Here is a 24,674-nt window from a genome sequence, read left to right on the forward strand (position 1 = left end):
CGAACCTGCATCAGCCGATGGCTTGCAGGGGCCGGGTCGTCGCGGATGCGCGCAAGGCCGCCAGGCAACCGAGAATGCCGAGCGGCACGAAAGCAAGAAACAGCCAGCTCGCGACATTCGCCGCGGCGTCGTGGTTCAGCCCTTGCGAAAAGCCACTGGCATTGGCGACGATGCCAGCGAGCGCCGCACCCACGGCATAGCCGATGCGCTGCATGGTCGGCACCGCTGCCGAGGCGATGGTCTGTTCGTTGTCGGGCGCGGAGGCAACGATGACGCGGGCCAGGAACGGCCAGGCAATGCCGAAGCCGCCGCCCTGCAACAAGGCGCAGAACAGGATCAGCGGGATCGAGCCAAGGGGTATCGTATAAGCAAAGCCGGCGATGCCCGCCGCGATCATCAGCGCGCCGACGACAATGATCAGCCGCTCGCGCCGCGGCGGCGCGTTGGCGACGAGGATCGACAGGATCGACCAGGCGATCGATTCGGCGGCGATGATGTAGCCGGTGGTCAAAAGCGGAATGTCGTGCAGGCTGGTCAAAAGCAGCGGCCCGTAGATGCCGAAGGAGACGGTCGCCACTGAAAAGGCGGCGACCATGGTCATGCCGGCGCCGACTGGCGTGCGCCACGAGAACAGCCGTGACGGGAACAGCCGCGAGCGCGGCTTCAGCCCGTCGATCAAGAAGAACAGTGCCAGGCCGGCGAGGCCTAGCACGATCAGCAGCGAGGAACGCAGCGGCGCGATGTCGACGCCGGCCAAGGCGATCAGCACCACGGCGACCGCGAGGCAGCCAAGGGCTGCAAACGGGAAGGGCGGCACCTTGGCGGCGCTGGGAACGGGTCGCGTTGCCTCCGGCGTGTCGAGCACGATGAAGCTGGCCAGCGCCATGGCCGTGCCGCCGAGAGTGAAGACCCCAAAGGCCCAGCGCCATGACAAAAGCTCGGTCATGATCGCGCCCAGCAGCGGGCCGCTGAAGGCGGCGACGCCCCAGATGGCCGACATGATGCCGAAAAGCTGCGGCCAGATGGCGCGCGAAAACAGCCGCTCGACCGAGACGTAGGCCAGCGACACCAGCGCGCCGCCGCCAAGCCCTTCGACCAGGCGGCCGGCCAGAAACAATTGCATGGAGGGCGAGGTGGCGCAGATCAGCGCCCCGGCGGCGTAAAGCAGGGCTGCGACCACCATATTGGTGCGCAGCGCCACGTAGCTCACCAGCCGTCCGGCCGCGGCACCGGCGACAATAGCGCCGAGCTCATAGACCGCCAGCGACCAGCCGACGAGCTGTACGCCGGCCATTTCGCCGACCATGGCCGGCATGACGGTTGCCACCATCGTCTCATTGGTGGCATGCAGCAGGATGCCGAGGCTGATGAAGCAGAAGCGTGCAAGGTCGCCGCTTGCCCACAATGCGCGCCAGTCGACCCTGTTTGTACCGATTTCAGTCATGTCCACCCCTGCCTTGCATATTCCAACGCAGTCGCACGGCACCAGAAGCCAGCAAGGCTTTCCGGCAGGACCATGCGCGTCGGGATCGAGACGCTGCTTCAATGGAGCAGGCTTGTAGGACCTCAACCGCAGTTGAGCTCAAGCGGTTTTTGACAGTTTTTTGTGCGGCCGTTTGCTGCGATTGACCGTCGTCGTTACGCGATCAGTTCTCGGTGCTGCGCAGTTGGAACTGGCTGACGCCGATGGCGAGGTTGATGCCGGTCTGCGTCTGCAGGCTGAGCGGCTGGAGGGTAAAAGCCTGCGAGGAACCGCCGACCAGCAGATTGGCGCCGGCGCCGACGGCCGCCGTCACCTCGGCACTGGCGCCGACATAATCGCCCGCCAGTGCGCCTGGCGCGTAGATCTTCTTCAATGGCGTCAGCACCAGCCACTGCATCACCGTCTGCTTGGTGGTGCCGATGTCGAGGCCATATTTGTTGACGGCGCCGAAATAGGCTTCGGGCGCGAAGCTCTTATCGGCCGGAGTGAAGGTGCAGCTCAAATCCTTGCTCGAGCCGAAAATGTAGCCGGTGCCGCCGGCTATTGCGCATTCAAGCCTGCCGAGTTCGACGCCCCGGTCCTGCGCTTGCGCCACGCCGGCGAGCAAGGTTGTGATCACGGCAGCGGCAATGGCTGTCTTCGGCATACTGTTCCCCTCAAAATCAAACGGCGCGGAACCAGTCTATCCGGTTCCGCGCCGCAGAGTAGAGGGGAGCGCATGGCTCCATGCAATCACTTGAAGGAGTGGATCAACTCAAGCGAGGTCACGGCCACGGCGAGGTTGACGCCGGTCTGCGCCTGGACGCTGAGCGGCTCCAGCATGAAGGCGCTGTCGAAGCCACCGACCAGCAGATTGGCGCCGCCGCCGGTAACAACACTCGCCTCGGCGTTGACGCCATAATAGCTGCCGGCGAGATCGCCTGCGTCACGGTCGCGGGTCGCGGCAAAAACCGCCCAGATCAACTGGCCCTGATGCGTCTGGCCAACGTCGAGGCCGACCTTGGAGATGACGCCGGTGTAAACCTCGGACGGTCCATGGTGATACGGACGGAAGACGCAGGACACGCCCTTGTTGGAGGCAACGATGTAAGCAGTGCCGCCGTCGATGGTGCAGTCGAGCGTGCCGAGCTGCAGCTTGCCGGCGCTGGCCGGGGCGACGGCGAACACCGTCGTGGCGAGGGCAGCGGCACAGGCGAGTTTCTTGATCATGGGAGGGTCCTTTCGCAAATAACTTCGAATAACGGTTCGAGTGGCTAGACCGTTCCGTCGAAAACTTGGCGTGAACAAGGCAAGCGTTAACAGCTTGTTGCTGGGGTTAACGCGCGGTAGCCGGACTGCGTCTTTTTGGACACGCAGAGGATGGTGCATTTGGATGCCCCGCGCCTTTGCGCAGGGCGAAATCGCAGATCAGCTGACGCGGGCGAGGCCGTCCTTGGCCGGCTGGTAGCTGGGATTGAGGCGCACGGCTTCGCGATAGGATTTCGCCGCCTTGGCCTTATCGCCGCGCCGTTCGTAGATCAGCGCCTGGTTGGCCCAGGCCTCGGCGTTCTGGCCGTCGAGCTTGATGGCCATATTGAAGTCGGAGAAGGCATTGTCCTCGTCGCCCGTCGCCAGGTAGGAGAGGCCACGGCCGTTGTAGGGCTCGGCCGCGTCCGGCGCCAGCGAGATGGCGGTCGAGAAATCCTCGATGGCGAATTTGTGCTGGCCCTGGCTCTGGTAGATCAGGCCGCGATTGTGGTAGGCGCGGGCGTCGGTCGTATCGAGCTGGATCGCCTTCTGGAAGTCGTTGAAGGCATCCTGGGTGCGGCCTGCCTTGCGGTAGAGATTGCCACGGCCGATATAGGCAGCGTCATAATTGCCGTTGATCTGGATCGACTTGTTGTAGTCGTCGAGCGCGGCCGGCTGGTTGCCGAGGAAGCGCTGGATGAGTGCGCGGTTGGAATAGGCCTGGTAGAAATTCGGATTGAGCTGGATGGCCTGGTTGAAATCCTTGAGCGCCGCCTGGTACTGGCCGCCCCGGCCATAGGCCGAGCCGCGCACATTGTAGCCTTCGGGATCCTGGGGATTGCGCTGGATGACCGCCGACAGCGAGGAGATGTTCTCGCTCGAGCCTTGCGCCTTGTCGATGTTGTTGAATTCGCCAGCCGGGCCCGATGTCTGGCAGCCGGCAAGCACCAGTCCGGAGAGCAGGGCTGCTGCCAGGGCGAAACCACGCAATGCGGTCCCGCGCTCCACGCTTGTTGCGTTCATGTCTGCCCTGTCCTCACTTGCGCCGTCGTTCGGGTCCGGATCCCCCCTCCGGGCCGGGTCACGTCAAAAACAAAAAGGTGGCGGCGATTCCGCATCGCGCCACCTCTGATATCCTTCGAAAAGGACGAAAAATAGGCGTTAGAACCGCGGCGGGCGCGGAGCACCACCAGGACCACCGGCGGCGCCAGCCGCAACCGGGCGCGGCGTCATCGGCAGGAGACCTTCGCGCTGGGCGCGCTTGCGGGCCAGCTTGCGGGCGCGGCGAACGGCCTCGGCCTTTTCACGGGCGCGCTTCTCGGAAGGCTTCTCGTAGTGACCGCGCATCTTCATTTCGCGGAAAATGCCTTCGCGCTGCATCTTCTTCTTGAGCGCGCGAAGCGCCTGATCAACGTTATTGTCGCGGACGAGTACCTGCACGGGCAATCCTGTCTTTCGGGTTTGATATCAACAGGCAAGCGGCCATAGCCACTAGCCTCCGCGGCGGTCGACACCACGAATTGTGGCGGCTGATAGCAGAATCAGGCCGTGCTGTCCACAGTCGAAATGCAGGACAACAGCCAAATTGCCACGGTCACCCCGAGATAGGGCGCCAACTACGCCGTGGCCAGGTGCAGCCGCTCGAAATCCTCGAAGAACTCGCCGTAGTCGCAGGTGATCTCTTCACCGGCGGCGATGTCGCGGGTCGCTGTTGCCCCACCATACTGCGAAAAATCGGTATTTGGCGTCGCCGAATGGTTCATGAAGCGGCCATTGTCGACTTCATAGACCATGAAACCCGGCCGATCCGGGCTCGGATAGGCGTAGCGGTCGAGCAATTCCTTCAGAGGCTGGGGTGCGGCCTCATATTTGTCCATCGGGATCAGCCGGTCGAAATCCGGGTCAAGCCGCCAGATCGAGGCGCCTTTCCGGATTGGCTCGGCGGCGAACATGCCGACGCCCTCGATTGCGCTCTGGGCGACATAGGTTCGGATCAGCATCATGGTTCCAGGACCTGTTTTGGCAAGAAGACCCGTTTCGACAAAAGGGAATCGCCAAATCGCGCCGAAAAAGCAAGTCCGGCAGGCTGCGTCAAAGCGACGAACCAGCCTGTTCGCCGCAAAAATCCTTCAGGTCCGGTTGATCGAGACGCCGCCATCAGCAAACAGTGCGGTTCCGGTGGTGAAGCTCGAGGCGTCGGAGGCAAGATAAAGCGCCGAGCGGGCGATCTCTTCCGGCTGCGCCATGCGCTTCAAGGCATGGATGCCTTCGACGAAGGCGCGCGCTTCGGGCGTGGTCGTTGTCGCGCCGGGGGTGTCGGTGCCGCCCGGCAGCAGTGCGTTGACGCGCAGGCCTTTCGGCCCGTATTCGGCGGCCAGCACCTGTGTCAGGCCGATCAGGCCGGCCTTGGCGGCGGCATAGGCGGCCATGCCCGGCATGCCGGCGGTGTAGCCGACAAAGCTCGAGGTGAAGATCAGCGAGCCGCCGCCGCGCTCCAGCATGGCCGGTATCTGGTATTTCGCGCCGAGAAAGGCGCTGGTCAGGTTGATGTCCATCGTCTCGTGCCATGCCGCCGGCATCATGTCGGGCACGGGTGCCATCAAGCCGACGGCGCCGGCATTGTTGAAGGCAATGTCGAGGCCGCCGAAGCTTTCGACCGCCAGATCGACAAGGGCTCTCGCATAGGCCTCGTCCCTGACGTCGCCGGCAAGCGCGATGGCCGTGCCGTCGGCGTCTTTGATTTCAGCGACCAGCGTGTCGAGCTCTGCCTGGCGTCGCGCTGCGACGACGATCCTGGCGCCTTCGTCGGCAAAAAGCTTTGCCGCGGCCCGGCCGATGCCGGAGCTGGCGCCGGTGACGATGGCGATCTTGTTGGCGAGTGCGAACATCTTTTGCATCCCTGTTCCTTATGCCGGTCTTTCCGGCAATCGGATGCTTGGTCGCAGATGGCGCAGGTCGGAGCCACCCGATACCTGCGAAGGCCGCTTCGATCCAGGCTATTGCTTCATCAGCCAACCGAGGCGGTCGAGCGAAAATGCGTAGCTGATGGCGATAAGCACGGCGATGATGACGCACGTAGTAGAATGACCGGCCACATAGAATCCGGCCGCGCCGCCAAACAGGATGACGAGTTCGAGCACCAGACGCACGATGCCAGGCACGGGCACTGGCGCACGACCCGAGCGGCTCGGGTCATTGAGCACGGCGAAGGTTCCCCAGAGTGCCGCCGCGATGAGTGGTACGGCCAGCGCGACAATCCAGCGCCACACGCCACCGAAGAGACTCCAGCCGGCAACGCCGAGACCGAGCAAGGCGGCAAGTTCCAGCAGGAAGCGCAACGTCAGATTCCACCAGGCATTGCCCATAGCCGTCCTCCAGAATTTTGCGACAGGCAATGTGGCTGAAGGCCCTCAAGGGAGCCAGCCTAAGTGCGTCCTTTTCCACCGCGGCGCAAAACGGCAAGCGCCGTCGCAAACAGCGCAAGGGTGGAAGCGCTGTTTCGCTAGTGATACACCTCGCGCCGGGCCGAACAAAAGCCTGGCTGCAATCCGCGAGATCTGTTGGCGCGAGGCTGGAACGTTGAAAAAATATTCGGTATTCGCCATCGCCCGGGAGGCCATGCGCGGCCACAAGGGCTGGGAGGAACAATGGTCCTCACCTGAGCCCAAGAAGGAATACGACGTCATCATCGTCGGCGCCGGCGGCCATGGCCTGGCCACCGCCTATTATCTCGCCACGGTGCACGGGATCACCAATGTCGCGGTGTTGGAAAAGGGCTGGCTCGGCGGCGGTAACACCGGCCGCAACACCACCATCATCCGCTCCAACTATCTCTATGACGAGAGCGCCGGCATCTACGACCATGCGCTGAAGCTGTGGGATGGGCTGAGCCAAGAACTCAACTATAACGTCATGTATTCGGCGCGCGGCGTCATGATGCTGGCGCACAATGTGCATGACATCCAGGTGCTGAAGCGCCACGTTCATGCCAACCGGCTGAACGGCATCGACAATGAATGGCTGTCGCCGGAGCAGGCGAAGGAATTCTGCCCGCCGCTCAACATCTCTAAAGAAGCACGATATCCGGTCGTCGGTGCTGCCTTGCAGCGACGCGGCGGTACGGCCCGCCATGACGCGGTGGCCTGGGGCTATGCGCGCGGCGCTTCTGCCCGCGGCGTCCACATCATCCAGAATTGCGAGGTCACCGGGGTCAAGCGCGCACCGAACGGCGCCGTCATGGGCGTCGACACGACGCGCGGCTTCATCGGCGCCAAAAAGGTCGGCGTGGTGGCCGCCGGCCATTCCTCGGTCATCATGAACATGGCCGGGGTGCGCATGCCGCTGGAAAGCTATCCGCTGCAGGCGCTGGTGTCGGAGCCGGTCAAGCCGGTCGTGCCTTGCGTGGTGATGTCGAACACCGTGCACGCCTACATCTCGCAGTCCGACAAGGGCGAGCTGGTGATCGGCGCCGGCACCGACCAGTACGTCTCCTATTCGCAGACCGGCGGCTTGCATATTCTTCAGCATACGCTGGACGCTATCTGCGAGATGTTCCCGATCTTCACGCGCATGAAGATGCTGCGTTCGTGGGGGGGCATCGTCGACGTCACGCCGGATCGTTCGCCGATCCTGGCCAAGACGCCGGTGCCCGGCCTCTACGTCAATTGCGGCTGGGGCACCGGTGGCTTCAAGGCGACGCCGGGTTCGGGCCATGTCTTTGCCCACACCATCGCCAGGGACGATCCGCATCCGATCAACGCGCCCTTCACCATCGAGCGCTTCCGCACCGGCCGCCTCATCGACGAGGCGGCAGCGGCGGCGGTGGCGCACTGATGATGGCCGAGGTGGCAGTCGCAGTGCCGCTGATGCTGGCGGGGGAACAGGGCATGTTCCACATGCCGTCGGCGCAAGAGGTGCGGCTGCAGCCGATCGCGCGCGCCGGCAACGAGGCCGGATGGCCTTTTTCGGTCGACGAGGGAACGCTGGCCTGCGTCTGGGGCGGCGGCCAGAAAGTTGTGATGTTCTTCGAAGGCCGGCCGAAGGGCCTGGACGAAGACGAGGATTTCAAACCGCGTGGCGTGATCGTCACGACCGACCCGATGCAGCTGACACTCGGCAACATCGCCAACCGCGCCTTGTTTCGCGATTCCGCTGATGTAGCGGACCGGTTGCGGCTCGTCGCGCCGTTCGTGACCATGGGTCAGAAGCTTTGCGACCAACCTCCCGGCGCCCGCGTCGGCCACGGCGAACTGTAGGAACGAACAGAATGCTTCTCATCCGCTGCCCCTATTGCGAGGAAGAGCGCCCGGAGCTCGAATTCCGCAACGCCGGCGAGGCGCATATTGCGCGCTCGGCCAACATATCAGGCGAGAGCGACGACGATTTCGAAAAGTTCTTCTTCATCCGCTCGAATCCCAAGGGCATCATCTATGAGCGCTGGCGGCATATGCATGGCTGCGCGCGGTTCTTCAATGCCGTGCGCGACACCGTCACCGACAAGTTCGTCATGACCTACAAGGCCGGCGAGCCGAAACCCTCCAAGCTGCCGGGAGCTGCAAAATGAGCGGCGCGTTCCGTATCCCGAGCGCCGGTCGCCTCAGCCAGGCCAAGACCGCGCGGTTCAGCTTCGACGGCCAGTCCCATACCGGCATCGAGGGCGACACGCTGGCTTCGGCGCTGCTCGCCAATGGCGTGCACCTGGTCGGCCGCTCGTTCAAGTACCACCGGCCGCGCGGCTTCCTGTCGGCCGGCGCTGAAGAGCCCAACGCGCTGGTGCAGATCGTGCGCGACGACGCGCGCAAGACACCGAATGTGCGGGCGACCGTGCAGGAGCTCTATGACGGGCTTGCCGCCAACTCGCAGAACCGCTGGCCGTCGCTGGCCTTCGACGTTGGCGCGGTCAACGACATTGCGTCGCCGATGTTTTCTGCCGGCTTCTACTACAAGACCTTCATGTGGCCGAAGGCTGCCTGGAAGAGCCTTTACGAGCCCAGAATCCGTGAAGCCGCCGGCCTTGGCGTTTCTCCAGATAAGCCCGATCCAGACCATTATTCCTCCCGCTATGCCCATTGCGACGTGTTGGTTCTGGGCGGCGGTGCCGCCGGCATCGCGGCGGCACTGGCGGCGGCTGAAACCGGCGTGCGCGTCATCCTGGCCGACGAGCAGGCCGAATTCGGCGGCAGCCTGCGTTTCGAGAGCGGCGCGAAAATCGACGGCCAGGACGGTTTTGGCTGGGCGCAGGCGGCGATCGCCAGGCTGAGCGCCATGGACAATGTCCACGTGCTGTCGCGCACGACGGCTTTCGGATACTACGCGCAAAATTTCGTGGGCCTGGTCGAGCGCGTCAGCGATCATCTGAAGGCCCCCGGCCATGATCTGCCGCGTGAGCGGCTGTGGCAGGTCCGCGCCAAGCGCGTCGTGTTGGCTTCTGGTGCCATCGAGCGCCACATGGTGTTCGCCGACAATGACCGGCCGGGCATCATGCTGGCGGGTGCAGCGCGCACCTTCCTCAACCACTATGGTGTGGCGGTCGGCAAAAATGTCGGCGTCTACACTGCCAATGATTCCGCCTATGCCGCAGCGATCGACCTGAAGAAGGCCGGCGTCAATGTGGCGGCAATCGTCGACCTGCGCGACCATCCGACCGGACCGGTCATCGACGAGGCGAGGGCGCTCGGCATCGAGGTCAATTTCGGCCGCGCGGTGATCCGCGCCGGTGGCAAGCTGCGGGTGTCGTCGATGACGGTGCAGCCGAAGAATGGCGGCGGCGAACGCACCATCCCGGTCGATGCGATCCTGATGTCGGCCGGCTGGACGCCGTCGGTACACCTGTTCTCGCAGTCGCGCGGCAAGGTTGCCTTCAACGACGAGACCAAGCGCTTCGTGCCGGGCACCTATGCGCAGGATTGTGTTTCCGTCGGCGCCTGCAATGGCACCGATGGGCTGTCGGCATCGGTCGAAGAGGCCTATGCGGCTGGCGCCAAGGCAGCCAAGGATGCAGGCGCCAAGGATTCCATTGTTAAGGCGGGCAAGGGGACGAAGCCGAAGGTCGATGCCTCGGAAAGCTGGTCGCGCGGCATGCTGGGCGCGGCTCCCGGCGCCGGGCCGGACAAGACAGTCAAGGCCTTTGTCGATTTCCAGAACGACGTCACCGCCAAGGACATCCGCCAGGCGGTGCATGAAGGCATGCGCTCGATCGAGCATGTCAAGCGCTTCACCACCAACGGCATGGCGACCGACCAGGGCAAGACGTCCAACATGCACGGCCTGGCGATTGCCGCCGAGACGCTGGGCAAGCCGATCCCCGAGGTCGGCCTCACCACCTTCCGCGCGCCCTATACGCCGGTCACCTTTGGCGCGATCGTCAGCCATGCGCGCGGGCCGCTGTTCGACCCGACGCGCAAGACGGCGATCCATCCCTGGGCCGAGGCACAAGGTGCCGTATTCGAGGATGTCGGCCAGTGGAAGCGGGCCTGGTATTTCCCCAAGGGCGGCGAAGACATGCACGCCGCGGTCGACCGCGAATGTGTCGGGGTTCGCACCAAGGCCGGCCTGTTCGATGCTTCGACGCTGGGCAAGATCGAAGTGGTCGGGCCGGACGCGGCCAAGTTCATGGAACTGCTCTACACCAATCCGTGGGAGAAGCTGGAGCCGGGCCGTTGCCGCTATGGCATCATGCTGCGCGAGGACGGCTTCATCTATGATGACGGCGTCGTCGGCAGGCTGGCGCCGGACCGTTTCCATGTGACGACGACGACGGGCGGTGCGCCGCGCGTCATGAACCACATGGAGGATTATCTCCAGACCGAGTTCCCGCATCTCAATGTCTGGCTGACCTCGATCACCGAGCAGTGGGCTGTCATCGCGGTGCAGGGTCCGAAGTCGCGCGACATCATCGCGCCGCTGGTCGAAGGCATCGACATGTCCGATGAGGGACTGCCGCACATGTCGGTGCGCGAAGGCAAGATCTGCGGTGTGCCGACACGGCTGTTCCGCATGTCCTTCACCGGCGAGCGCGGCTTCGAGGTCAACGTGCCGGCAGACTATGGCCAAGCCGTATGGGAGGCGCTTTGGGCTGAGGGCCAGAAGCACGGTGCTGTTGCCTACGGCACCGAGGCGATGCACGTGCTGCGCGCCGAAAAGGGCTACATCATCGTCGGGCAGGATACGGACGGCACGGTGACGCCGAACGACGCTGGCCTCGACTGGGCGGTCGGCAAGAAGAAGACCGATTTCGTCGGCATCAGGGGCATGGCGCGGCCGGATCTGGTCGCCAAGGGCCGCAAGCAGCTGGTTGGTCTCAAGACCAAGGATCCGAAGGTCGTGCTGGAAGAGGGCGCGCAGATCGTCGAGGATCCGAAACAGGCGATCCCGATGAAGATGATCGGCCATGTCACATCAAGCTACTGGTCGGAAAATTGCGGCCGCTCGATCGCTCTGGCGCTGGTCGCCGGCGGCCGCGACCGGATGGGCGACACGCTCTACGTGCCGATGCCGAACGGGGTGATAGAAGTGGAGGTTACCGGCATGGTGTTCTTCGACGAGACAGGAGGGCGCCTCAATGGCTAAGGCTGCTGCAAAGAAGTCGGCTGCGGCCGCAATGCCTTCGGTCGAACGCCGTCCGACCCTGGCTGGTCGCAGCACGACGGCGCCGAGCGTCAAGGTCGAGATCCTGCCGCCGGCGGAGCGCATGTCGTTGCGCGCACCGGAAGCTTCGGTCGCAGCGCTTTCGAAGGCGCTTGGGCTGACCTTGCCGAAGAAGCCGAAAACCTCGGCGTCAAAAGCAGGGCGCACTGCTTTGTGGCTCGGCCCCGATGAATGGCTTGTCATCGATGAGGCCGGAAACGATCCACTAGCCGATTGCGCAGGGGTTTCCTCCCTGCATTCGGCCGTTGGCATCTCGCATCGCAACATCGCGATATCGGTTGCTGGTGCCGGGGCTGCGGCCACGATCAATTCGGGGTGCCCGCAGGACCTGTCACTCGAAGCCTTCCCGGTGGGTGCCGCCTCGCGCACCATCCTCGGCAAGACCGAGATCGTGTTGTTGCGCACGGCCGATGACGCTTTCCGGCTCGAATGCTGGCGTTCCTTCTCGGACTATGTCTTTACTTTCCTCTCCGAGGGAGCACGCGACGCGGCGGTCTGATCCCGGAATGTTTGTCGTCCGCGCCCGTTGTGCGGCAACAGTCGAGGGAGAAGTGTCGATGCCGTCAAAATCCGCGCCGAAATCGCCGGTGAAAAAGACGCCCGCCGTCCGCTCGCTCGAGCATGAGCAACACGAAGCGCCGAGCGCCGAAGAGGAACTCGAGGAAGGCCTCGAAGATACGTTCCCGGCCAGCGACCCGGTGTCGATCACCGGCTCGGCGATCCCCGGTGCGCCCGCCAAGCCTGGCAAGGCCAAGACCGTCCCTGGCCGGAAAAGCCGCAAGCCCTGATTTTCCGTAATTTTGGTGGAAGGCATCTTCCCAAGACGTCCGTGGATGCGATATTCAAAGCGCTTTGGAGAGGAAAAATGCCTGTTAAAGCTGTCGTCTGGGGCGAGAACGTCCATGAGCAGACCAATGCCGCCGTGCGCGACCTCTATCCACTGACCATGCATGGCACGATTGCCGCCGCGCTCAACCAGGACAAGGGCATTGAGGCGAGCACCGCCACTTTGCAGGAGCCCGAGCACGGCCTGAGCGAGAAGCGCCTTGCCGCCACCGACGTGCTTCTGTGGTGGGGCCACGCCGCGCATGGCGAGGTCAAGGACGAGATCGTCGAGCGCGTGCAGAAGCGGGTCTGGGAAGGCATGGGGCTGATCGTGCTTCATTCCGGTCATTACTCGAAGATCTTCAAGCGGCTGATGGGCACGCCCTGCTCGCTGAAATGGCGCGAGGCGGGCGAGCGCGAGCGTGTCTGGGCGATCAATCGCGGCCATCCGATCGCGCAAGGCATCGGCGAATGCCTGGAGATCGGCGAGACGGAAATGTATGGCGAGCCGTTCGCGGTGCCGGAGCCGCTGGAGACGGTGTTTGTCTCTTGGTACGAGGGCGGCGAGGTGTTCCGGTCCGGGCTGACCTACCAGCGCGGCGCCGGCCACATCTTCTATTTCTCGCCCGGCCACGAGACTTATCCGATCTACCACAATGAGGGCGTGCAGCAGGTGCTGCGCAATGCCGTGCACTGGGCGCACAACCCGGCGCCGGCATGGTCCGGCATCACCAACGCGCCGAACGTGCCGACGAACAAGGCCAAGGAAAAGATCGTGCAGAAAGGCTTGCGCCTGCATGCCGACGGCGACAAGGGCTTGAGCTGATGGGGGCTTGAGTTGATGGAGGACTTGAGTTGATGGGGGACCTGATCTGATGCATCGCCTGCTCTTGCTCGGCACCGGCTGGATCGCCGGACATCATATCGAAGAGTTTGCAAAGGTTCCTGGCTGCGGCATTGTCGCCTGTGTCGATCAGCTGCCTGGCCGCGCGGCGGCGTTTGCCGCCGCCAACAAAATCGGCGTTTCTTTCGAGAGCCTTGATGCGGCGATCGCCTGGGGCGATTTCGACGCCGCCATCAACGCGACGCCGGACGGTGTGCACAAGGCGACGACGCTGGCGCTGCTTGCCGCGGGAAAACATGTCTTTTGCGAAAAGCCACTGGCGCCGAACCAGGCCGACGCGCTTGCCATGACCGAAGCGGCCGAGGCCGCCGGCCTCGTCAACATGGTCAACCTGACCTATCGCAATTCGCCGGCGATCCAGGAAGCACGGCGTCTGGTGTTGGCCGGCGCGATCGGCGAACTGCGCCATGTCGAGGCGAGCTACAAGCAGAGCTGGCTGGTCAGCAAGTCCTGGGGCGACTGGCGCGTCGAGGACAAATGGCTGTGGCGCCTGTCGACCCGGCATGGTTCCACGGGGGTTCTGGGCGATGTCGGCATCCACATACTGGACTTCGCCACCTATGGCGCGGCCCAGGATATTGTCAGCCTGCACGCCGATCTGGTGACGTTTCCGAAGGCCGAAGGTGAGCGGATCGGCGACTACGTGCTCGACGCCAATGACAGTGTGGCGATCACGGCACGGCTGACATCCGGCGCGCTGGCGACAATCATGGCGAGCCGCTACACAACCGGCCATGGCAATGACCTGTCGCTGGCGTTGCACGGCACCAAAGGAGCGCTCAAGGTCGAGACCGATGGCAAGGCGGCGCGGCTGTCGGCGTGCCTGGGAGAGGACGTCGATGTTCAGCTGTGGCGAGAGCTGGGCCTGCCGGATGCGAAGCGCAACGCCCAGCGTTTTGTCGACGCGCTGGATGCCGGGCAGAACGGCGCCCCATCCTTCCGGCGCGCCGCCGACATGCAGAAGCTGATCGACGCAGCCTTCGAGAGTTCAGCGAGCAGGCTGCCGATCTCGATCGGCTGACATACTCAGCCAGAGCACTTCACCGTTTCACGGAAACGGCGAATTGCTCTACCTCTTTTTATTGACGCAATTCCGGACGCAAAACCGCCCACACTTTTCCTGGAATTGCTTAGCCGGCTTGTGCCGGCCTGAAGCGTTTGGCGCAAATCTTAGAATGCGCTCGGCACGATCCACGGGTTGATGCTGATGCCAAGGCGCGGGCCCTTGCTGTCAACGGTGTTTTCCGTGGCGCCCTTCTTCTCGACCGAACCGGTCGAGGCACAATCGAGCTTCACATTGGTCTTGGTGTCGACGCAGGTCGCAGCCGGCACCTGCTTGACCGGGTGGGTGGTGTTGGCGGCGAAAGCCGAGCCCGAAAGAGCCAGAACGGCTGCGAGGGTGAGGACAATCTTTTTCATGGTCAGTCTCCAGTTTAGCGTTTGAATCTTTTCCGTACACGTACGGTGTAACGTACAGATACGCCTGGAGGCGCCGATGTTCAAGTCAGAAAACGTACACGTACGACAAATTTTTTTGAATGACGAAAATAGCGACGTACTGACACAACAGCGCGTTACGATCCGATCGTTCAACCGTCAGGTCGGATGTCAGAATTACCAGGTCAGCAGTTGACCGGTGTTTCGGTCAGCGACGGCACGTTTTGCGTGCTGAGCGAGGCAAGGGTGGAATCGCACATCCGCTTCACGAAAGCCTGCGGGTCGCCGAAGGGATAGAACGGAAAAGTGATCAGCAGCGATATGGTACCGTGGCCCACCGCCCACAGCATGGTGGCGATGGCGCGCGCATCACCGTGCAATTTGCCTGCGGCGATGCAGGCCTCGACCCGCTTGATGAGCGCTTTCATCGCAGGGTTGCCCTCTTCCATATCTTCATAGCTCCTGCCTTCCGGCAGCTTGGTCTTTTCGGTCATGAAGACGGTGCGGTATTCGTTGGGATTGCCGAGCCCGAAGGCGGCATATTCGGTCATGACGACCTTCAAGGCCTCGATCGGATCGTCGGACGGATGCTCCTCGATGCGGCGGGCAAGCGTTTCGAAGGCGTCTTCGGCCAGCGCGAACAGGATGTCCTGCTTGTCGGCGAAATAGGAATAGACCGACATCGGCGCGTAGCCGACCCGCTTGGCCAGCTTGCGGATGGTCAGGCCATCATAGCCTTCTTCCTGGACGAGCTTATGCGCGGCTTCGACCAGTTCGGAGCGCAGTTCGGCCTTTTGTTTCTCGCGGCGTGTCTGGACGCTCTGCGGCACGTCTGGTGCCTTTCCTCGGTGTCTGGGGTTGGTGCCTGGCTAAGTTATATACGCTGTACGGAAACGGACAAGGGCGCGGGAAGTTCCCACGCGGCATCTGATTGGATCGCCAAGGGTCAGATTGCGCCGACGCCGCCGTCGATGGCCAGCGCATGGCCGGTCATGAAGGAATTGGCCGGGTCGGCGGCGAACAGGATGGCGGTGATGATCTCGTCGACTTCCGCCACCCGCTTCATCGGCACGCCACGTGTCAGGTCCGCCAGCGCTTCAGCCTCCGGAGCGCCGGAAACGCGGACAAACCCGTCCACCATGGCGGTTCTCGTGTGAGCGGGGCAGATGGCGTTGATCCGCACACCCTTGGTCGCGTATTCGGCGGCAGCCGATTTGGTCAGCCCGACAACGCCATGCTTGGCGGCGGCATAGACCGAAAGTTTTGGCGCGCCAACCAGGCCTGCAACCGAGGCGATGTTGACGATGGCGCCGCCCTTGGTCGTGGCCTTGAACTGCCGCTCCATCTGCGGGATCTGGTGCTTCATGGCATAGAAAACGCCGAACAGGTCGACCTCCAGGATGCCGCGGGCCTCGTCCGACGGAACCTGCGGCAGGCGCACGAAACTCTGGACGATGCCGGCATTGTTGATGGCGACGTCCAGCCTGCCGAATTTTTCGACCGCCAGCCTGACCAGATCCTCGGACAGTTTCTCGTCCGCTATGTTGCCGGCAAGGATCGCTGTCTGGCCGGCAAGGAATCAGCAAGATCGGCGAGCGCCTTTTCATCGATGTCCGACAGCACCAGCCGCGCGCCCTCCGTTGCAAAGCCTTTCGCGGCGCCCCGGCCGAGCCCGCCGGCGGCACCCGTGATCAGTACCGTTGCTCCGTCAAAGCGGCCCATCATGTCTCCCCTGCTTGTCGATCAGCTTGGCGGCAAGATGCGAAAGCAGCTTCACCGCCTCGCCATAGGTTTTTGCCTTTTCGGGATTGGAGGCATTGCCGTCCAGCGCGCGCTTGTAGACGCCCTGGCAGATCGCGGCCAACCGGAAGAAGGAGAAAGCGAGGAAGAAGGTCCAGTTGTCGATGCCAGTGAACCCGCGCCGTCGGCAATAGGCGGCGACATACTCTTCTTCGGTGGGGAGACCGATTGCGGCGCGGTCAATGCCGCCGAGGCCGCGAAAGCCCGAGGTGTGCGGCAGGCGCCATTGCATGCATTGATAGGCAATGTCGGCGAACGGATGGCCAAGCGTCGACAGCTCCCAGTCGAGCACCGCGATGACCTTTGGCTGGTCCGGCGCAAAGATCAGATTGTCCAGCCGGTAGTCGCCATGGACCAACGATATCAGGCCGTCATCGGCTGGTATGTGCGTCTCCAGCCAGGCAATCAGCCGGTCCATGTCTGCAATGGTGCCGGTCTCCGAGGCGCGATACTGGCTGGTCCAGCGCGCCAGTTGCCGTTCGAAATAACTACCTTGCCGGCCGAAATCCGAGAGACCCACGGCCTCGACATCGACATCGTGCAGGGCCGCGAGCGTGCCGTTCATCGCGTCATAGATGGCTACGCGCTCGTCATTGTCGCGCGCCTCAGGCAGCGTCGGATCCCAGAAGATGCGGCCGTCGAGGAAATCCATGACATAGAACATGCGGCCGATCGGCGAATCCTCGGCCGACAGATGCAGCATTTCGGGCACCGGCACGGCGGTGCCGGCAAGCGCCTTCATCACGGTGAATTCGCGGTCGACCTGATGCGCCGATTTCAGCAGCTGGCCCGGCGGCTTGGCGCGCAGCACATAGCGGCCGCTGGTCGCCGTGATAAGATAGGTCGGGTTGGACTGGCCGGATTTGAATTTTTCGATTGCAGCAAGCCCTGAAAAGCCCGGGATTTCCGCCGCGAGATAAGGCTCAAGTGCTGCCTGGTCGAGCGCGTTCGGGTCGCTCATGCCGTCTCGGGCTGGCGTTCGATCAAGGTCAGCGTCAGCCAGCGGGCGGTCAGCGCCGGCTTCTTCGAGCCCTCGATCTCGATCGTCACGTCATGCGCCGTCTGCACCCAGCCCGACGGCCTGACCTTGACGTCGGCCAGAACGAAATGGGTGCGGATGCGCGCGCCGGTCTTTACCGGCGCCAGGAAGCGCAGCGAATCGAAACCATGGTTGACGCCCATCTTGCCGTTTTCCAGCGGCGGCATGGTTTCGAACGTCATTGCCGAGAGCAGCGACAGCGACAGAAAGCCATGCGCGATGGTGCCGCCGAACGGCGTCTCGCGCTTGGCCCGCTCCGGGTCGCAGTGGATGAACTGGTGGTCGTCGGTGGCGTCGGCGAACTGGTCGATCATCCGCTGCGTCACCACCCGCCATGGCGAGATGCCGACCTCCTTGCCGACACTGGCCAGAAGCACATCAATGCTGATTGGTTCCACGCGCATGTCCTCCAGTTCACCTCCGGCTTCTGCGGCCGGAAAATGTCATTCCTTGAACATGGTCAACCCATGCTGCACCGACTGCCCGCCGTCGATCGGCAGGATGGCGCCGGTGACATAGCTGCCCGCACGGCTGCACAAATAGAGCGTTGCGCCGGCAATGTCATCCGCTGTGCCGATACGGCCAATCGGAACATGGCTGCCGACATGCCTAGCCTGTTCTTCCGTTCCTGTTGCAAACGCCGTCATACGGCTCCGGAAGGGCCCGGGAGCGAAGGCATTGACGGTGATGCGGCGGGCGGCGAATTCAAGTGCGAGCGTGCGCGTCAGGTGATGAACCGCGGCCTTCGAGGCGGTGTAGGAATAGGCGTCGTCGGCCAGCGGCTGCGTGCCCATCACCGAACCCAGATTGATCACGCGGGCCGGATCGGCATCGCTGGCGGCAGCTTCGAGCAGCGGCAGCAATTCGCGCGTCAGATGGAAGACGGCGGTGACATTGACGCCGAACACCTTGGCCCATGCCGAATAAGGGAAGCTTTCCAGCGGCGCACCCCAGGAAACGCCGGCATTGTTGACCAGAATGTCGAGTTTTTCCGTCCGCGCCTTGACCTCGGCGACGAGGGCGGCGATGCCGGCTTCGCTGGAGACATCGCCGACGAAGCCATCGGCCCGGCCCGACGCGCCGAGCTCGTTCAGCTCATTGGCAACCTTGACGCAATCCTCGCCCTTGCGCGAGGCGATCATCACGGTGGCGCCGGCCCTGACCAGTGCGGTCGCCGCCATGCGGCCGATGCCGGTTGCCGCGCCCGTCACCAGCGCGGTCTTGCCGGCCACCGAAAACAGCTCGTCGAGATAGGCCATCAATCCTCCGCACTTCGCTTCGGTATCTGGGCAAAGAGTTCGCGTTGACAAGGCTATCCGAAGTACGGTCATCCTTGCCACTGACAAAATGCCCGGCCTGCATGAAGGGTTAGCGACCGATGACAGAGATGAATCTCGGCATGACCGAGCGGCTAAAGCCGATCCACGCCCGCGTCGCGGCCATGGTGCGCGACGAGATCATGCCGCTCGACCATGAGTTCCTGAGCGAAGTCGGCAAGGCAGGCGACCGCTGGACCTATAGCGCGCGGCAGAGCGAGATCCTCGAAGGGCTGAAGAAGACCGCAAGGGAACGCGGTCTGTGGAACTTCTGGCTGACTGGCTCGGAACGTGGCTATGGCCTGTCCACCGTCGAGTACGCCTATCTCGCCGAGGAAATGGGCAAGGCGCATCTCGGCGCTGAAACCTTCAACTGCTCGGCGCCCGACACCGGCAATATGGAGGTGCTGGAGCGCTATGGCTCGGCCGAGCACAAGAAAACATGGCTGGAACCGCTTCTGGATGGGAAAATCCGCTCGGCCTATCTGATGACCGAGCCTGATGTCGCCTCATCCGACGCCACCAACATTGCGATGCGCTGCGAGCGCCAGGGCGACGACTATGTGCTCAATGGCGAGAAATGGTGGGCATCGGGCGCCGGCGATCCGCGCTGCGCCATCTACATCGTCATGGTGCGGACCGGCGGCGATCAGGAACCGCAGCACCGCCGTCATTCGATGATCCTGGTGCCGTCGGACACGAAAGGCGTCACCAAGGTCCGGGCCATGCAGGTCTATGGCGACGACGACGCGCCGCACGGCCATATGCATCTTCGCTTCGACAACGTCCGGGTACCCGCATCGAACCTGATCCTCGGCGAGGGCAGGGGGTTCGAGATCGCCCAAGGCCGCCTCGGCCCAGGCCGCATCCATCATTGCATGCGCGCCATCGGCCAGGCCGAGATGGCGCTGGAGTTGCTGTGCCAGCGTTCGGTGCGCCGCGAAGCCTTCGGCAAGCCGCTGGCAAAACTCGGCGCCAATTTCGACATCATCGCCGAATGCCGCATGGAGATCGAGATGGCCCGGCTGCTCTGCCTCAAGGCGGCGTGGATGATCGACCAGGGCGATGCGCGCGCTGCTGCCCCCTGGATCAGTCAGATCAAGGTCATTGCGCCGCGCGTCGCGCTGAAAGTCACCGACGAGGCGGTGCAGATGTTCGGCGCCCAAGGCATTAGCCAGGACACGCCGCTGGCGCGCTCGTGGACGCATCTGAGGACATTGCGCCTGGCCGACGGGCCTGACGCGGTTCATCGTCGGCAGGTGGCGCGGATGGAGCTGAGAAAATACACGCAGGAGAAGATCTGAGCGGCAGATCGGGCTGCGGCTGCGGTTTTCCGCTGACAACCAAGGAGTGTCACCAATGACCATCCCCTCCGAAATGAAGGCGCTGCTGCTTGTCGGCGACGGCTACACCAGAACGCCGAGCGGCAGCGCGCTGGAAGCGATGGAGCCTTATCTGCAGCCGGGCAGCATCGCGGTGCCGGCGCCTGGACCGAGCCAGGTGCTGATAAAGGCCAGCCTGGCTTCGATCAATCCGTCCGATGTCGCCTTCATCAAGGGCCAGTATGGCCAGCCACGCGCAAAGGGCCGGCCGGCCGGCTTCGAGGGGGTCGGAACCGTGGTCGCAAGCGGCGACGAACCCTATCCCAAAAGCCTCGTCGGCAAGCGCGTCGCCTTTGCCACCGGCGTCACCAACTGGGGCTCGTGGGCCGACTATGCCGTCGCCGAGGCGGCGGCCTGCATTCCGCTGCTTGACACGGTGCGCGACGAGGATGGCGCGGCGATGATCGTCAATCCGCTCACCGCCATCGCCATGTTCGACATCGTCAAACAGGAGGGCGAAAAGGCCTTCGTCATGACCGCCGGCGCCAGCCAGCTCTGCAAGCTGATCATCGGCCTGGCCAGGGAAGAAGGGTTCCGGCCTGTTGTCACCGTGCGCCGCGACGAGCAGATCGGGCTTCTGAAGGATCTCGGCGCGGCGCATGTCCTCAATGAAAAGGCGCCGGATTTCGAGGCCACGCTGAGCGAGGTGATGAAGGCCGAACAGCCGCGCATCTTCCTCGATGCGGTCACCGGGCCGCTGGCCTCGGCCATATTCCATGCGATGCCGAAACGGGCGCGCTGGATCATCTATGGCCGGCTCGACACGGACGCCACCATCATCCGCGAACCCGGCCAGCTGATCTTCCAGCACAAGCACATCGAAGGCTTCTGGCTGAGCGAATGGATGCGGCAGTCTAGAGATCGGCGCGGTCCGGCGATCCTGGAAGCGCAAAAGCGTTTCTCCGACGGGCGCTGGTCGACCGACGTGACGGCGATCGTGCCGCTCGCCGAGGCGATCGCGCGGGTGCCTGCGGAACTGGCCAAGCCCAACGGCAAGGTGTTCATCAAACCTTAGCCTCATTTGAAACACTCAGGATAAGTTGCTTTCAGCAGGCTCGTGACGATCAACAGAAGGGCGGGCGCTGCGTGGCCATCAGGGCCAAGGCAAAGGTATAAGCGTCTTTCAGCCCCCTATGCCACGCCGCTTTGTCCGTGATATGCCGCCGCCATCGAATGCCGGGACAGTGGTGGACTGAGCCTGTTCCGGATGTTGTGGGGTGTCTTGATGACGATGTCCAAGCCGGTTTTCGACCGTTTGGGACTTGGCCTGTGGATCACGGCGTTCCTGGTAGTTCTTGTGCTTGTCCTGCTGGCACCCGACACACGCACCGTGCTGCTGGCGTACAGATATGGCAGCCAGGAATTCCTGGCCGGCCAGCCGCTCTACAATATCCGGTCCGAGATGGGGTATCTCTACGCGCCGGCCTTTGCCGCGCTTTATGTTCCGATACTCAAGCTGGGGCCGCAACTCGGCGGCCTGGTCTGGCATGCGATTGGCTTCGCGGTGCTGACCTTTGCCGCGATGCGGCAGGTGCGCAAACTCGGCGGTGGCGAATTGCCATGGCTGCTTTCCTTCGGTCTCTTTCTTGCCTTGCCGATGGCGGCAGGTGCGATCCGCAACGGCCAGGCGACGATCCTCCTGACTGGGGCCTGCTGGCTTCTCACTTTGTCGGCGTTGGAAGGGCGGCGCGCCGAGACCTTCTTCTGGGCCTCGGTTGCTATCATTGCCAAGCCGACCGCGATCATCATGCTGCTGTTGGTCGGAGCGCTGCGTTTCCGGCTGATACCGGTGCTCGTGCTGGCGGTGCTGTTCGTGCTCGCTCTGCCCTACGCTTTCGCCCCAGCCAGCTATCTGAACGACCAGTATCGTGTTTTTGGCCAGATGCTGACCTCGATGGCTGTCGACAACACCAGCCATTTTGTCCCCACCGACTTCACGGCGCCCTTCACCAGGATGGGGCTGCCCATCCCTGAATTCGGGGCCACGATCGTGCGGATCGTCATGGCCCTGTTCACGCTTTCCATGGTCCTCTGGTTCGACCGCAAGCTCGAACATGGAACGGCCGGGCTCGCCATCTTCCTGACGGCGACGTTCTACATGTGCGTCTTCAACCCGCGCGTCGAGCCCAACACCTATGCCATGATCGCGGCGCCCGCCGGTCTCGCTATTGCCTTGTTGTGGCGCGAGGAACGAGGCGGCGTTCTGGCCTCGGTGCTGTCGGTGATGCTGTTGCTGACCGGATTGACGGGCGTCGAGCGCCATATCCAGGATTTGACATACCCCTGGTTCCGGCCGGTCGCGGTCACCATTATCGCCGGTTTCCTGATCTGGTGGTTCTGGGCCAGGCCGAGAGACAAGATGGCGAGAGACAAGGTTATGAATGAAAGGCCCGTCGCAAATGGCTGAGTCGCGACCTGTTCTCGACATCGTGGCGCCGTTCTTCAATGAGGCGCAATCGGCTTCGGCTTTTGCCGCATTGCTCGACAAGCTCGAAGCCGCGGTGGCGCAGCGTTTCGGCATGGAAGTCCACAAGATCCTGGTCGATGACGGTAGTCGCGACGATGGCGCCGAGCGGTTTTCCCGGGCGCTGTCGGGTTCCTGGGAGATCGTGCGGCTCAGCCGCAATTTCGGCAAGGAGGTCGCGGTGCTCGCCGGCCTCGACCAGTCGCGCGGCGACATGGCATTGATCATGGACGCCGACCTGCAGCATTCGATGGACACCAGCCTGAAGATGATCGCCGAGCTGGTGGAACACCCGGATATCGATGTCGTCTACGCGCAGAACGACCGCCGCGAGGCCAGCTGGCGGCGCAGCCAGCTGGCGCGGCTTTTCTACAGTCTGATCAACAGCAGCCAGCGTTTCGACATTCCCGAGAACGCGGGTGATTTTCGCGTCATGCGCGGTGCCGTGGTGCGCGCGCTGACCAGCCTGCGCGACAAGCGGCGCTTCAACAAGGGTCTGTTCGCCTGGGCCGGCTTTCGCCAGAAGGCGATAGAATATTCGCCGGAAAACCGTGTCACCGGCACGTCGAAATGGAGCCGGCTCAACCTGATCGCCTTCTCGCTGGAGGGTTTTACCTCCTTCTCCGTCATCCCACTGCGCATCATCAGCCTGAGCGGAATGCTGGCGGCGCTGGCGGGTCTCGTCTACGGAGCCAAAGTGTTCTTCGAGGTGATGTTCTATGGCATCGCCGTTCCGGGCTATCCCAGCCTCATGGTCGCCGTCGTCTTGCTCGGTGGCCTCAACCTTACGTTGCTCGGCCTGATCGGCGAATATGTCTGGGTCACGCTCTCGGAGAGCAAGGACCGGCCGGTCTATATCGTGCGCGATGTCTTGCGCGGCAACATTTCGGACAGGCCACCGGGCAGACCCGGCGCATGACGCGGCGCATCCGCCTCATCGCCGATGATTACGGCCTCGCGCCCGGCGTCTCCGCCGCGATCCTGGATCTGCTCGGTCGCGGACGTCTGACCGGCACCAGCTGCATGACGGGCTTTCCGGAATGGGCTGACGATGCGAAGCGCATCAAGCCGTTGTGCGGCCGTGCGGCGATCGGGCTGCATCTTACCTTGACTGACCAGCCGGCCCTCACCGGCCGGTCGAGCCTGGCGCCGGAAGGCCGGCTGCCGCCGCTGCGTTCGCTGGCACTGCCGGTCCTGCGCGGTCAGATCGAGGCTCGCGATGTCGATGCCGAGCTCGACGCGCAGCACAGCCGCTTCGTCGAGGCGCTTGGTCGCCAGCCTGACTTCATCGATGGGCACCAGCATGTGCATTTCCTGCCTGTTGTGCGCAGTTGGCTAAGCACGCGTTTCGCGGAAGCGACCGGCAGGCCGGTGCTGCGCGGTGCTCCGTCGCTGGGAAATGCCGTCGTGGCACCGAAGGTCGCGGCAATCGCGGCCGTGGCCGCCGGCTTCAACCGGTCGATGGCGCGCGCCGGCTTCACCGTTTTCGAGCCGCTTGCCGGTATCTATGACTGGCGGCAACCCGAGCGGTTCGCACCGGTTCTGCAAGCCGCGGTCGAAGCGCTGCCCGAACGGGGCCTGTTCATGTGCCATCCCGGCCATGTCGACGAGACGCTGCGGTCGCGCGACCCGATGCAAGGCGTGCGCGAGGTGGAATTCGCGGTCCTGGCCTCGGACGCGTTCGGCGCGAGCCTCGCCCGTGCCGGTGTCGAGATCATGGGCGGCCAGGAATGAGCGGCGAGCCCAAGCGTTCGACCGGCAGCAAGATCGTGCGCTTTGCCATGGTCGGGCTGGTGAACACGGCCATCGACCTTGCCGGCTTTTTCCTGCTGCTCAAGCTGCATGTCCCGCCACTGCCGGCCAACATCGTCTCCTGGTCGATCGCCGTCGTCTTCTCGTTCGTCGCCAATGGCTTCTGGTCGTTCGAGCGCAATCGGGCCATCAAGCTGCATGAGGCCTTCCTGCGCTTCGTCTCGCTTGGGGCGCTCATTTCGCTCAGCGTCTCCACCTTGTCGATTGCACTCTTCGCCGGCATCGCCGGCGTGTGGCCGGCAAAGATCGGTGGCGTCGTGGTGGCGGCGGCGCTGAATTTCGTTGCCGCGCGCTGGTCGATCGAAGGCAGGCTGCTGAAGTAGGCTTGTTCCGGAATTT

Annotated in this window: 27 protein-coding genes and 1 pseudogene; 14 read left to right on the top strand and 14 right to left on the bottom strand. The window is 63.5% G+C overall.

The features are described 5' to 3' along the window. Positions 1-10: 10 nt before the first annotated feature. The 8 genes from ACZYHG_RS12445 to ACZYHG_RS12480 all read right to left on the bottom strand — a co-directional run bounded on the left by ACZYHG_RS12445 (position 11) and on the right by ACZYHG_RS12480 (position 6,075). Positions 11-1,444 carry an MFS transporter gene (locus ACZYHG_RS12445; RefSeq protein ID WP_464614039.1) on the bottom strand — a complete coding sequence of 478 codons (1,434 nt, stop codon included), beginning with the start codon at positions 1,442-1,444 and terminating at the stop codon, positions 11-13. 202 nt (positions 1,445-1,646) lie between these two features. Further along, complete coding sequence (locus ACZYHG_RS12450; RefSeq protein WP_464614040.1) at positions 1,647-2,129, bottom strand: DUF992 domain-containing protein; 483 nt, start codon at positions 2,127-2,129, stop codon at positions 1,647-1,649. A gap of 86 nt (positions 2,130-2,215) precedes the next feature. Further along, a complete protein-coding gene (locus ACZYHG_RS12455) occupies positions 2,216-2,692 on the bottom strand; it encodes a DUF992 domain-containing protein (protein ID WP_464614041.1) in 477 nt (158 codons plus the stop codon). Between the two features lie 198 nt (positions 2,693-2,890). Next, complete coding sequence (locus ACZYHG_RS12460) at positions 2,891-3,733, bottom strand: tetratricopeptide repeat protein (protein WP_027030965.1); 843 nt, start codon at positions 3,731-3,733, stop codon at positions 2,891-2,893. A gap of 138 nt (positions 3,734-3,871) precedes the next feature. After that, positions 3,872-4,150: a 30S ribosomal protein S21 gene (gene rpsU, locus ACZYHG_RS12465; RefSeq protein ID WP_023671138.1), complete on the bottom strand. Its 279-nt coding sequence runs from the start codon at positions 4,148-4,150 to the stop codon at positions 3,872-3,874. A gap of 176 nt (positions 4,151-4,326) precedes the next feature. After that, on the bottom strand, positions 4,327-4,713 hold the full coding sequence (locus ACZYHG_RS12470; RefSeq protein ID WP_464614042.1) for an SET domain-containing protein: 387 nt from the start codon (positions 4,711-4,713) through the stop codon (positions 4,327-4,329). Between the two features lie 126 nt (positions 4,714-4,839). After that, positions 4,840-5,598: an SDR family oxidoreductase gene (locus ACZYHG_RS12475; protein WP_464614667.1), complete on the bottom strand. Its 759-nt coding sequence runs from the start codon at positions 5,596-5,598 to the stop codon at positions 4,840-4,842. A gap of 108 nt (positions 5,599-5,706) precedes the next feature. After that, positions 5,707-6,075, bottom strand: a complete 369-nt coding sequence (locus ACZYHG_RS12480; RefSeq protein ID WP_464614043.1) for a YrdB family protein — start codon at positions 6,073-6,075, stop codon at positions 5,707-5,709. A gap of 214 nt (positions 6,076-6,289) precedes the next feature. On the opposite strand from ACZYHG_RS12480, the gene ACZYHG_RS12485 reads away from it, so the two are divergent. From ACZYHG_RS12485 to ACZYHG_RS12520, 8 genes are all read left to right on the top strand, one after another. Then, positions 6,290-7,543 carry a sarcosine oxidase subunit beta gene (locus tag ACZYHG_RS12485; protein ID WP_027060149.1) on the top strand — a complete coding sequence of 418 codons (1,254 nt, stop codon included), beginning with the start codon at positions 6,290-6,292 and terminating at the stop codon, positions 7,541-7,543. After that, positions 7,543-7,965 (top strand): hypothetical protein, encoded by a 423-nt coding sequence (locus ACZYHG_RS12490; RefSeq protein ID WP_464614044.1) that lies wholly within the window; start codon positions 7,543-7,545, stop codon positions 7,963-7,965. The genes ACZYHG_RS12485 and ACZYHG_RS12490 overlap by 1 nt, the downstream gene beginning before the upstream one ends. Positions 7,966-7,976: 11 nt before the next feature. Next, positions 7,977-8,273: a sarcosine oxidase subunit delta gene (locus tag ACZYHG_RS12495; RefSeq protein ID WP_464614045.1), complete on the top strand. Its 297-nt coding sequence runs from the start codon at positions 7,977-7,979 to the stop codon at positions 8,271-8,273. Next, positions 8,270-11,278, top strand: a complete 3,009-nt coding sequence (locus tag ACZYHG_RS12500; protein ID WP_464614046.1) for a sarcosine oxidase subunit alpha — start codon at positions 8,270-8,272, stop codon at positions 11,276-11,278. Before ACZYHG_RS12495 ends, ACZYHG_RS12500 begins: the two co-directional genes overlap by 4 nt. Continuing rightward, positions 11,271-11,855 carry a sarcosine oxidase subunit gamma gene (locus tag ACZYHG_RS12505; RefSeq protein ID WP_464614047.1) on the top strand — a complete coding sequence of 195 codons (585 nt, stop codon included), beginning with the start codon at positions 11,271-11,273 and terminating at the stop codon, positions 11,853-11,855. Before ACZYHG_RS12500 ends, ACZYHG_RS12505 begins: the two co-directional genes overlap by 8 nt. Positions 11,856-11,913: 58 nt before the next feature. Then, on the top strand, positions 11,914-12,144 hold the full coding sequence (locus tag ACZYHG_RS12510) for a hypothetical protein (protein ID WP_464614048.1): 231 nt from the start codon (positions 11,914-11,916) through the stop codon (positions 12,142-12,144). 77 nt (positions 12,145-12,221) lie between these two features. Next, the gene (locus ACZYHG_RS12515) at positions 12,222-13,007 is read left to right on the top strand and encodes a ThuA domain-containing protein (protein WP_464614049.1); all 786 of its coding nucleotides are present in this window, start codon (positions 12,222-12,224) and stop codon (positions 13,005-13,007) included. A 49-nt stretch (positions 13,008-13,056) separates the two neighbouring features. Next, positions 13,057-14,106, top strand: coding sequence for a Gfo/Idh/MocA family protein (locus ACZYHG_RS12520; protein ID WP_464614050.1), 1,050 nt, complete (start codon positions 13,057-13,059; stop codon positions 14,104-14,106). Positions 14,107-14,255: 149 nt separating this feature from the next. On the opposite strand, the gene ACZYHG_RS12525 is transcribed toward ACZYHG_RS12520, so the two are convergent. The 6 genes and pseudogenes from ACZYHG_RS12525 to ACZYHG_RS12550 all read right to left on the bottom strand — a co-directional run bounded on the left by ACZYHG_RS12525 (position 14,256) and on the right by ACZYHG_RS12550 (position 18,620). After that, positions 14,256-14,504, bottom strand: a complete 249-nt coding sequence (locus ACZYHG_RS12525) for a DUF680 domain-containing protein (RefSeq protein WP_464614051.1) — start codon at positions 14,502-14,504, stop codon at positions 14,256-14,258. A 203-nt stretch (positions 14,505-14,707) separates the two neighbouring features. Beyond that, entirely contained in the window at positions 14,708-15,352 is a 645-nt protein-coding gene (locus tag ACZYHG_RS12530; protein ID WP_464614052.1) for a TetR/AcrR family transcriptional regulator, read from the bottom strand. A 116-nt stretch (positions 15,353-15,468) separates the two neighbouring features. Further along, positions 15,469-16,247 (bottom strand): annotated as a pseudogene (locus tag ACZYHG_RS12535) (SDR family NAD(P)-dependent oxidoreductase). Beyond that, positions 16,231-17,283: a phosphotransferase gene (locus ACZYHG_RS12540; RefSeq protein ID WP_464614053.1), complete on the bottom strand. Its 1,053-nt coding sequence runs from the start codon at positions 17,281-17,283 to the stop codon at positions 16,231-16,233. Before ACZYHG_RS12540 ends, ACZYHG_RS12535 begins: the two are co-directional and overlap by 17 nt. Next, positions 17,280-17,765, bottom strand: coding sequence for a MaoC family dehydratase (locus ACZYHG_RS12545; protein ID WP_464614054.1), 486 nt, complete (start codon positions 17,763-17,765; stop codon positions 17,280-17,282). Before ACZYHG_RS12545 ends, ACZYHG_RS12540 begins: the two co-directional genes overlap by 4 nt. Before the next feature lie 39 nt (positions 17,766-17,804). Further along, positions 17,805-18,620 (bottom strand): SDR family oxidoreductase, encoded by an 816-nt coding sequence (locus tag ACZYHG_RS12550; protein ID WP_464614055.1) that lies wholly within the window; start codon positions 18,618-18,620, stop codon positions 17,805-17,807. Positions 18,621-18,739: 119 nt separating this feature from the next. Between ACZYHG_RS12550 and ACZYHG_RS12555 the strand changes: the two genes are divergently transcribed. From ACZYHG_RS12555 to ACZYHG_RS12580, 6 genes are all read left to right on the top strand, one after another. Beyond that, entirely contained in the window at positions 18,740-19,981 is a 1,242-nt protein-coding gene (locus ACZYHG_RS12555; protein ID WP_464614056.1) for an acyl-CoA dehydrogenase, read from the top strand. A 55-nt stretch (positions 19,982-20,036) separates the two neighbouring features. After that, a complete protein-coding gene (locus tag ACZYHG_RS12560; RefSeq protein WP_464614057.1) occupies positions 20,037-21,074 on the top strand; it encodes a zinc-binding dehydrogenase in 1,038 nt (345 codons plus the stop codon). Positions 21,075-21,284: 210 nt separating this feature from the next. Further along, positions 21,285-22,466 (top strand): glycosyltransferase family 87 protein, encoded by a 1,182-nt coding sequence (locus ACZYHG_RS12565; protein WP_464614058.1) that lies wholly within the window; start codon positions 21,285-21,287, stop codon positions 22,464-22,466. Then, positions 22,459-23,442 carry a glycosyltransferase family 2 protein gene (locus ACZYHG_RS12570; protein ID WP_464614059.1) on the top strand — a complete coding sequence of 328 codons (984 nt, stop codon included), beginning with the start codon at positions 22,459-22,461 and terminating at the stop codon, positions 23,440-23,442. Before ACZYHG_RS12565 ends, ACZYHG_RS12570 begins: the two co-directional genes overlap by 8 nt. After that, positions 23,439-24,257: a ChbG/HpnK family deacetylase gene (locus ACZYHG_RS12575; RefSeq protein ID WP_464614060.1), complete on the top strand. Its 819-nt coding sequence runs from the start codon at positions 23,439-23,441 to the stop codon at positions 24,255-24,257. The genes ACZYHG_RS12570 and ACZYHG_RS12575 overlap by 4 nt, the downstream gene beginning before the upstream one ends. Then, a complete protein-coding gene (locus ACZYHG_RS12580; protein WP_464614061.1) occupies positions 24,254-24,658 on the top strand; it encodes a GtrA family protein in 405 nt (134 codons plus the stop codon). Before ACZYHG_RS12575 ends, ACZYHG_RS12580 begins: the two co-directional genes overlap by 4 nt. Positions 24,659-24,674: the final 16 nt, after the last annotated feature.

Source organism: Mesorhizobium subarcticum, from assembly GCF_055456085.1.

Bases quoted from the DNA above. Each gene is read 5' to 3' on its own strand.
- ACZYHG_RS12570 (WP_464614059.1), top strand. From the start codon at position 22,459: ATGGCTGAGTCGCGACCTGTTCTCGACATCGTGGCGCCGTTCTTCAAT.
- ACZYHG_RS12500 (WP_464614046.1), top strand. From the start codon at position 8,270: ATGAGCGGCGCGTTCCGTATCCCGAGCGCCGGTCGCCTCAGCCAGGCC.
- ACZYHG_RS12540 (WP_464614053.1), bottom strand. From the start codon at position 17,283: ATGAGCGACCCGAACGCGCTCGACCAGGCAGCACTTGAGCCTTATCTC.
- ACZYHG_RS12445 (WP_464614039.1), bottom strand. From the start codon at position 1,444: ATGACTGAAATCGGTACAAACAGGGTCGACTGGCGCGCATTGTGGGCA.
- ACZYHG_RS12505 (WP_464614047.1), top strand. From the start codon at position 11,271: ATGGCTAAGGCTGCTGCAAAGAAGTCGGCTGCGGCCGCAATGCCTTCG.
- ACZYHG_RS12575 (WP_464614060.1), top strand. From the start codon at position 23,439: ATGACGCGGCGCATCCGCCTCATCGCCGATGATTACGGCCTCGCGCCC.
- ACZYHG_RS12545 (WP_464614054.1), bottom strand. From the start codon at position 17,765: ATGCGCGTGGAACCAATCAGCATTGATGTGCTTCTGGCCAGTGTCGGC.
- ACZYHG_RS12450 (WP_464614040.1), bottom strand. From the start codon at position 2,129: ATGCCGAAGACAGCCATTGCCGCTGCCGTGATCACAACCTTGCTCGCC.
- ACZYHG_RS12520 (WP_464614050.1), top strand. From the start codon at position 13,057: ATGCATCGCCTGCTCTTGCTCGGCACCGGCTGGATCGCCGGACATCAT.
- ACZYHG_RS12580 (WP_464614061.1), top strand. From the start codon at position 24,254: ATGAGCGGCGAGCCCAAGCGTTCGACCGGCAGCAAGATCGTGCGCTTT.
- ACZYHG_RS12510 (WP_464614048.1), top strand. From the start codon at position 11,914: ATGCCGTCAAAATCCGCGCCGAAATCGCCGGTGAAAAAGACGCCCGCC.
- ACZYHG_RS12495 (WP_464614045.1), top strand. From the start codon at position 7,977: ATGCTTCTCATCCGCTGCCCCTATTGCGAGGAAGAGCGCCCGGAGCTC.
- ACZYHG_RS12515 (WP_464614049.1), top strand. From the start codon at position 12,222: ATGCCTGTTAAAGCTGTCGTCTGGGGCGAGAACGTCCATGAGCAGACC.
- ACZYHG_RS12525 (WP_464614051.1), bottom strand. From the start codon at position 14,504: ATGAAAAAGATTGTCCTCACCCTCGCAGCCGTTCTGGCTCTTTCGGGC.
- ACZYHG_RS12460 (WP_027030965.1), bottom strand. From the start codon at position 3,733: ATGAACGCAACAAGCGTGGAGCGCGGGACCGCATTGCGTGGTTTCGCC.
- ACZYHG_RS12490 (WP_464614044.1), top strand. From the start codon at position 7,543: ATGATGGCCGAGGTGGCAGTCGCAGTGCCGCTGATGCTGGCGGGGGAA.
- ACZYHG_RS12550 (WP_464614055.1), bottom strand. From the start codon at position 18,620: ATGGCCTATCTCGACGAGCTGTTTTCGGTGGCCGGCAAGACCGCGCTG.
- ACZYHG_RS12560 (WP_464614057.1), top strand. From the start codon at position 20,037: ATGACCATCCCCTCCGAAATGAAGGCGCTGCTGCTTGTCGGCGACGGC.
- ACZYHG_RS12470 (WP_464614042.1), bottom strand. From the start codon at position 4,713: ATGATGCTGATCCGAACCTATGTCGCCCAGAGCGCAATCGAGGGCGTC.
- ACZYHG_RS12480 (WP_464614043.1), bottom strand. From the start codon at position 6,075: ATGGGCAATGCCTGGTGGAATCTGACGTTGCGCTTCCTGCTGGAACTT.
- ACZYHG_RS12455 (WP_464614041.1), bottom strand. From the start codon at position 2,692: ATGATCAAGAAACTCGCCTGTGCCGCTGCCCTCGCCACGACGGTGTTC.
- ACZYHG_RS12565 (WP_464614058.1), top strand. From the start codon at position 21,285: ATGACGATGTCCAAGCCGGTTTTCGACCGTTTGGGACTTGGCCTGTGG.
- ACZYHG_RS12475 (WP_464614667.1), bottom strand. From the start codon at position 5,598: ATGTTCGCACTCGCCAACAAGATCGCCATCGTCACCGGCGCCAGCTCC.
- ACZYHG_RS12555 (WP_464614056.1), top strand. From the start codon at position 18,740: ATGACAGAGATGAATCTCGGCATGACCGAGCGGCTAAAGCCGATCCAC.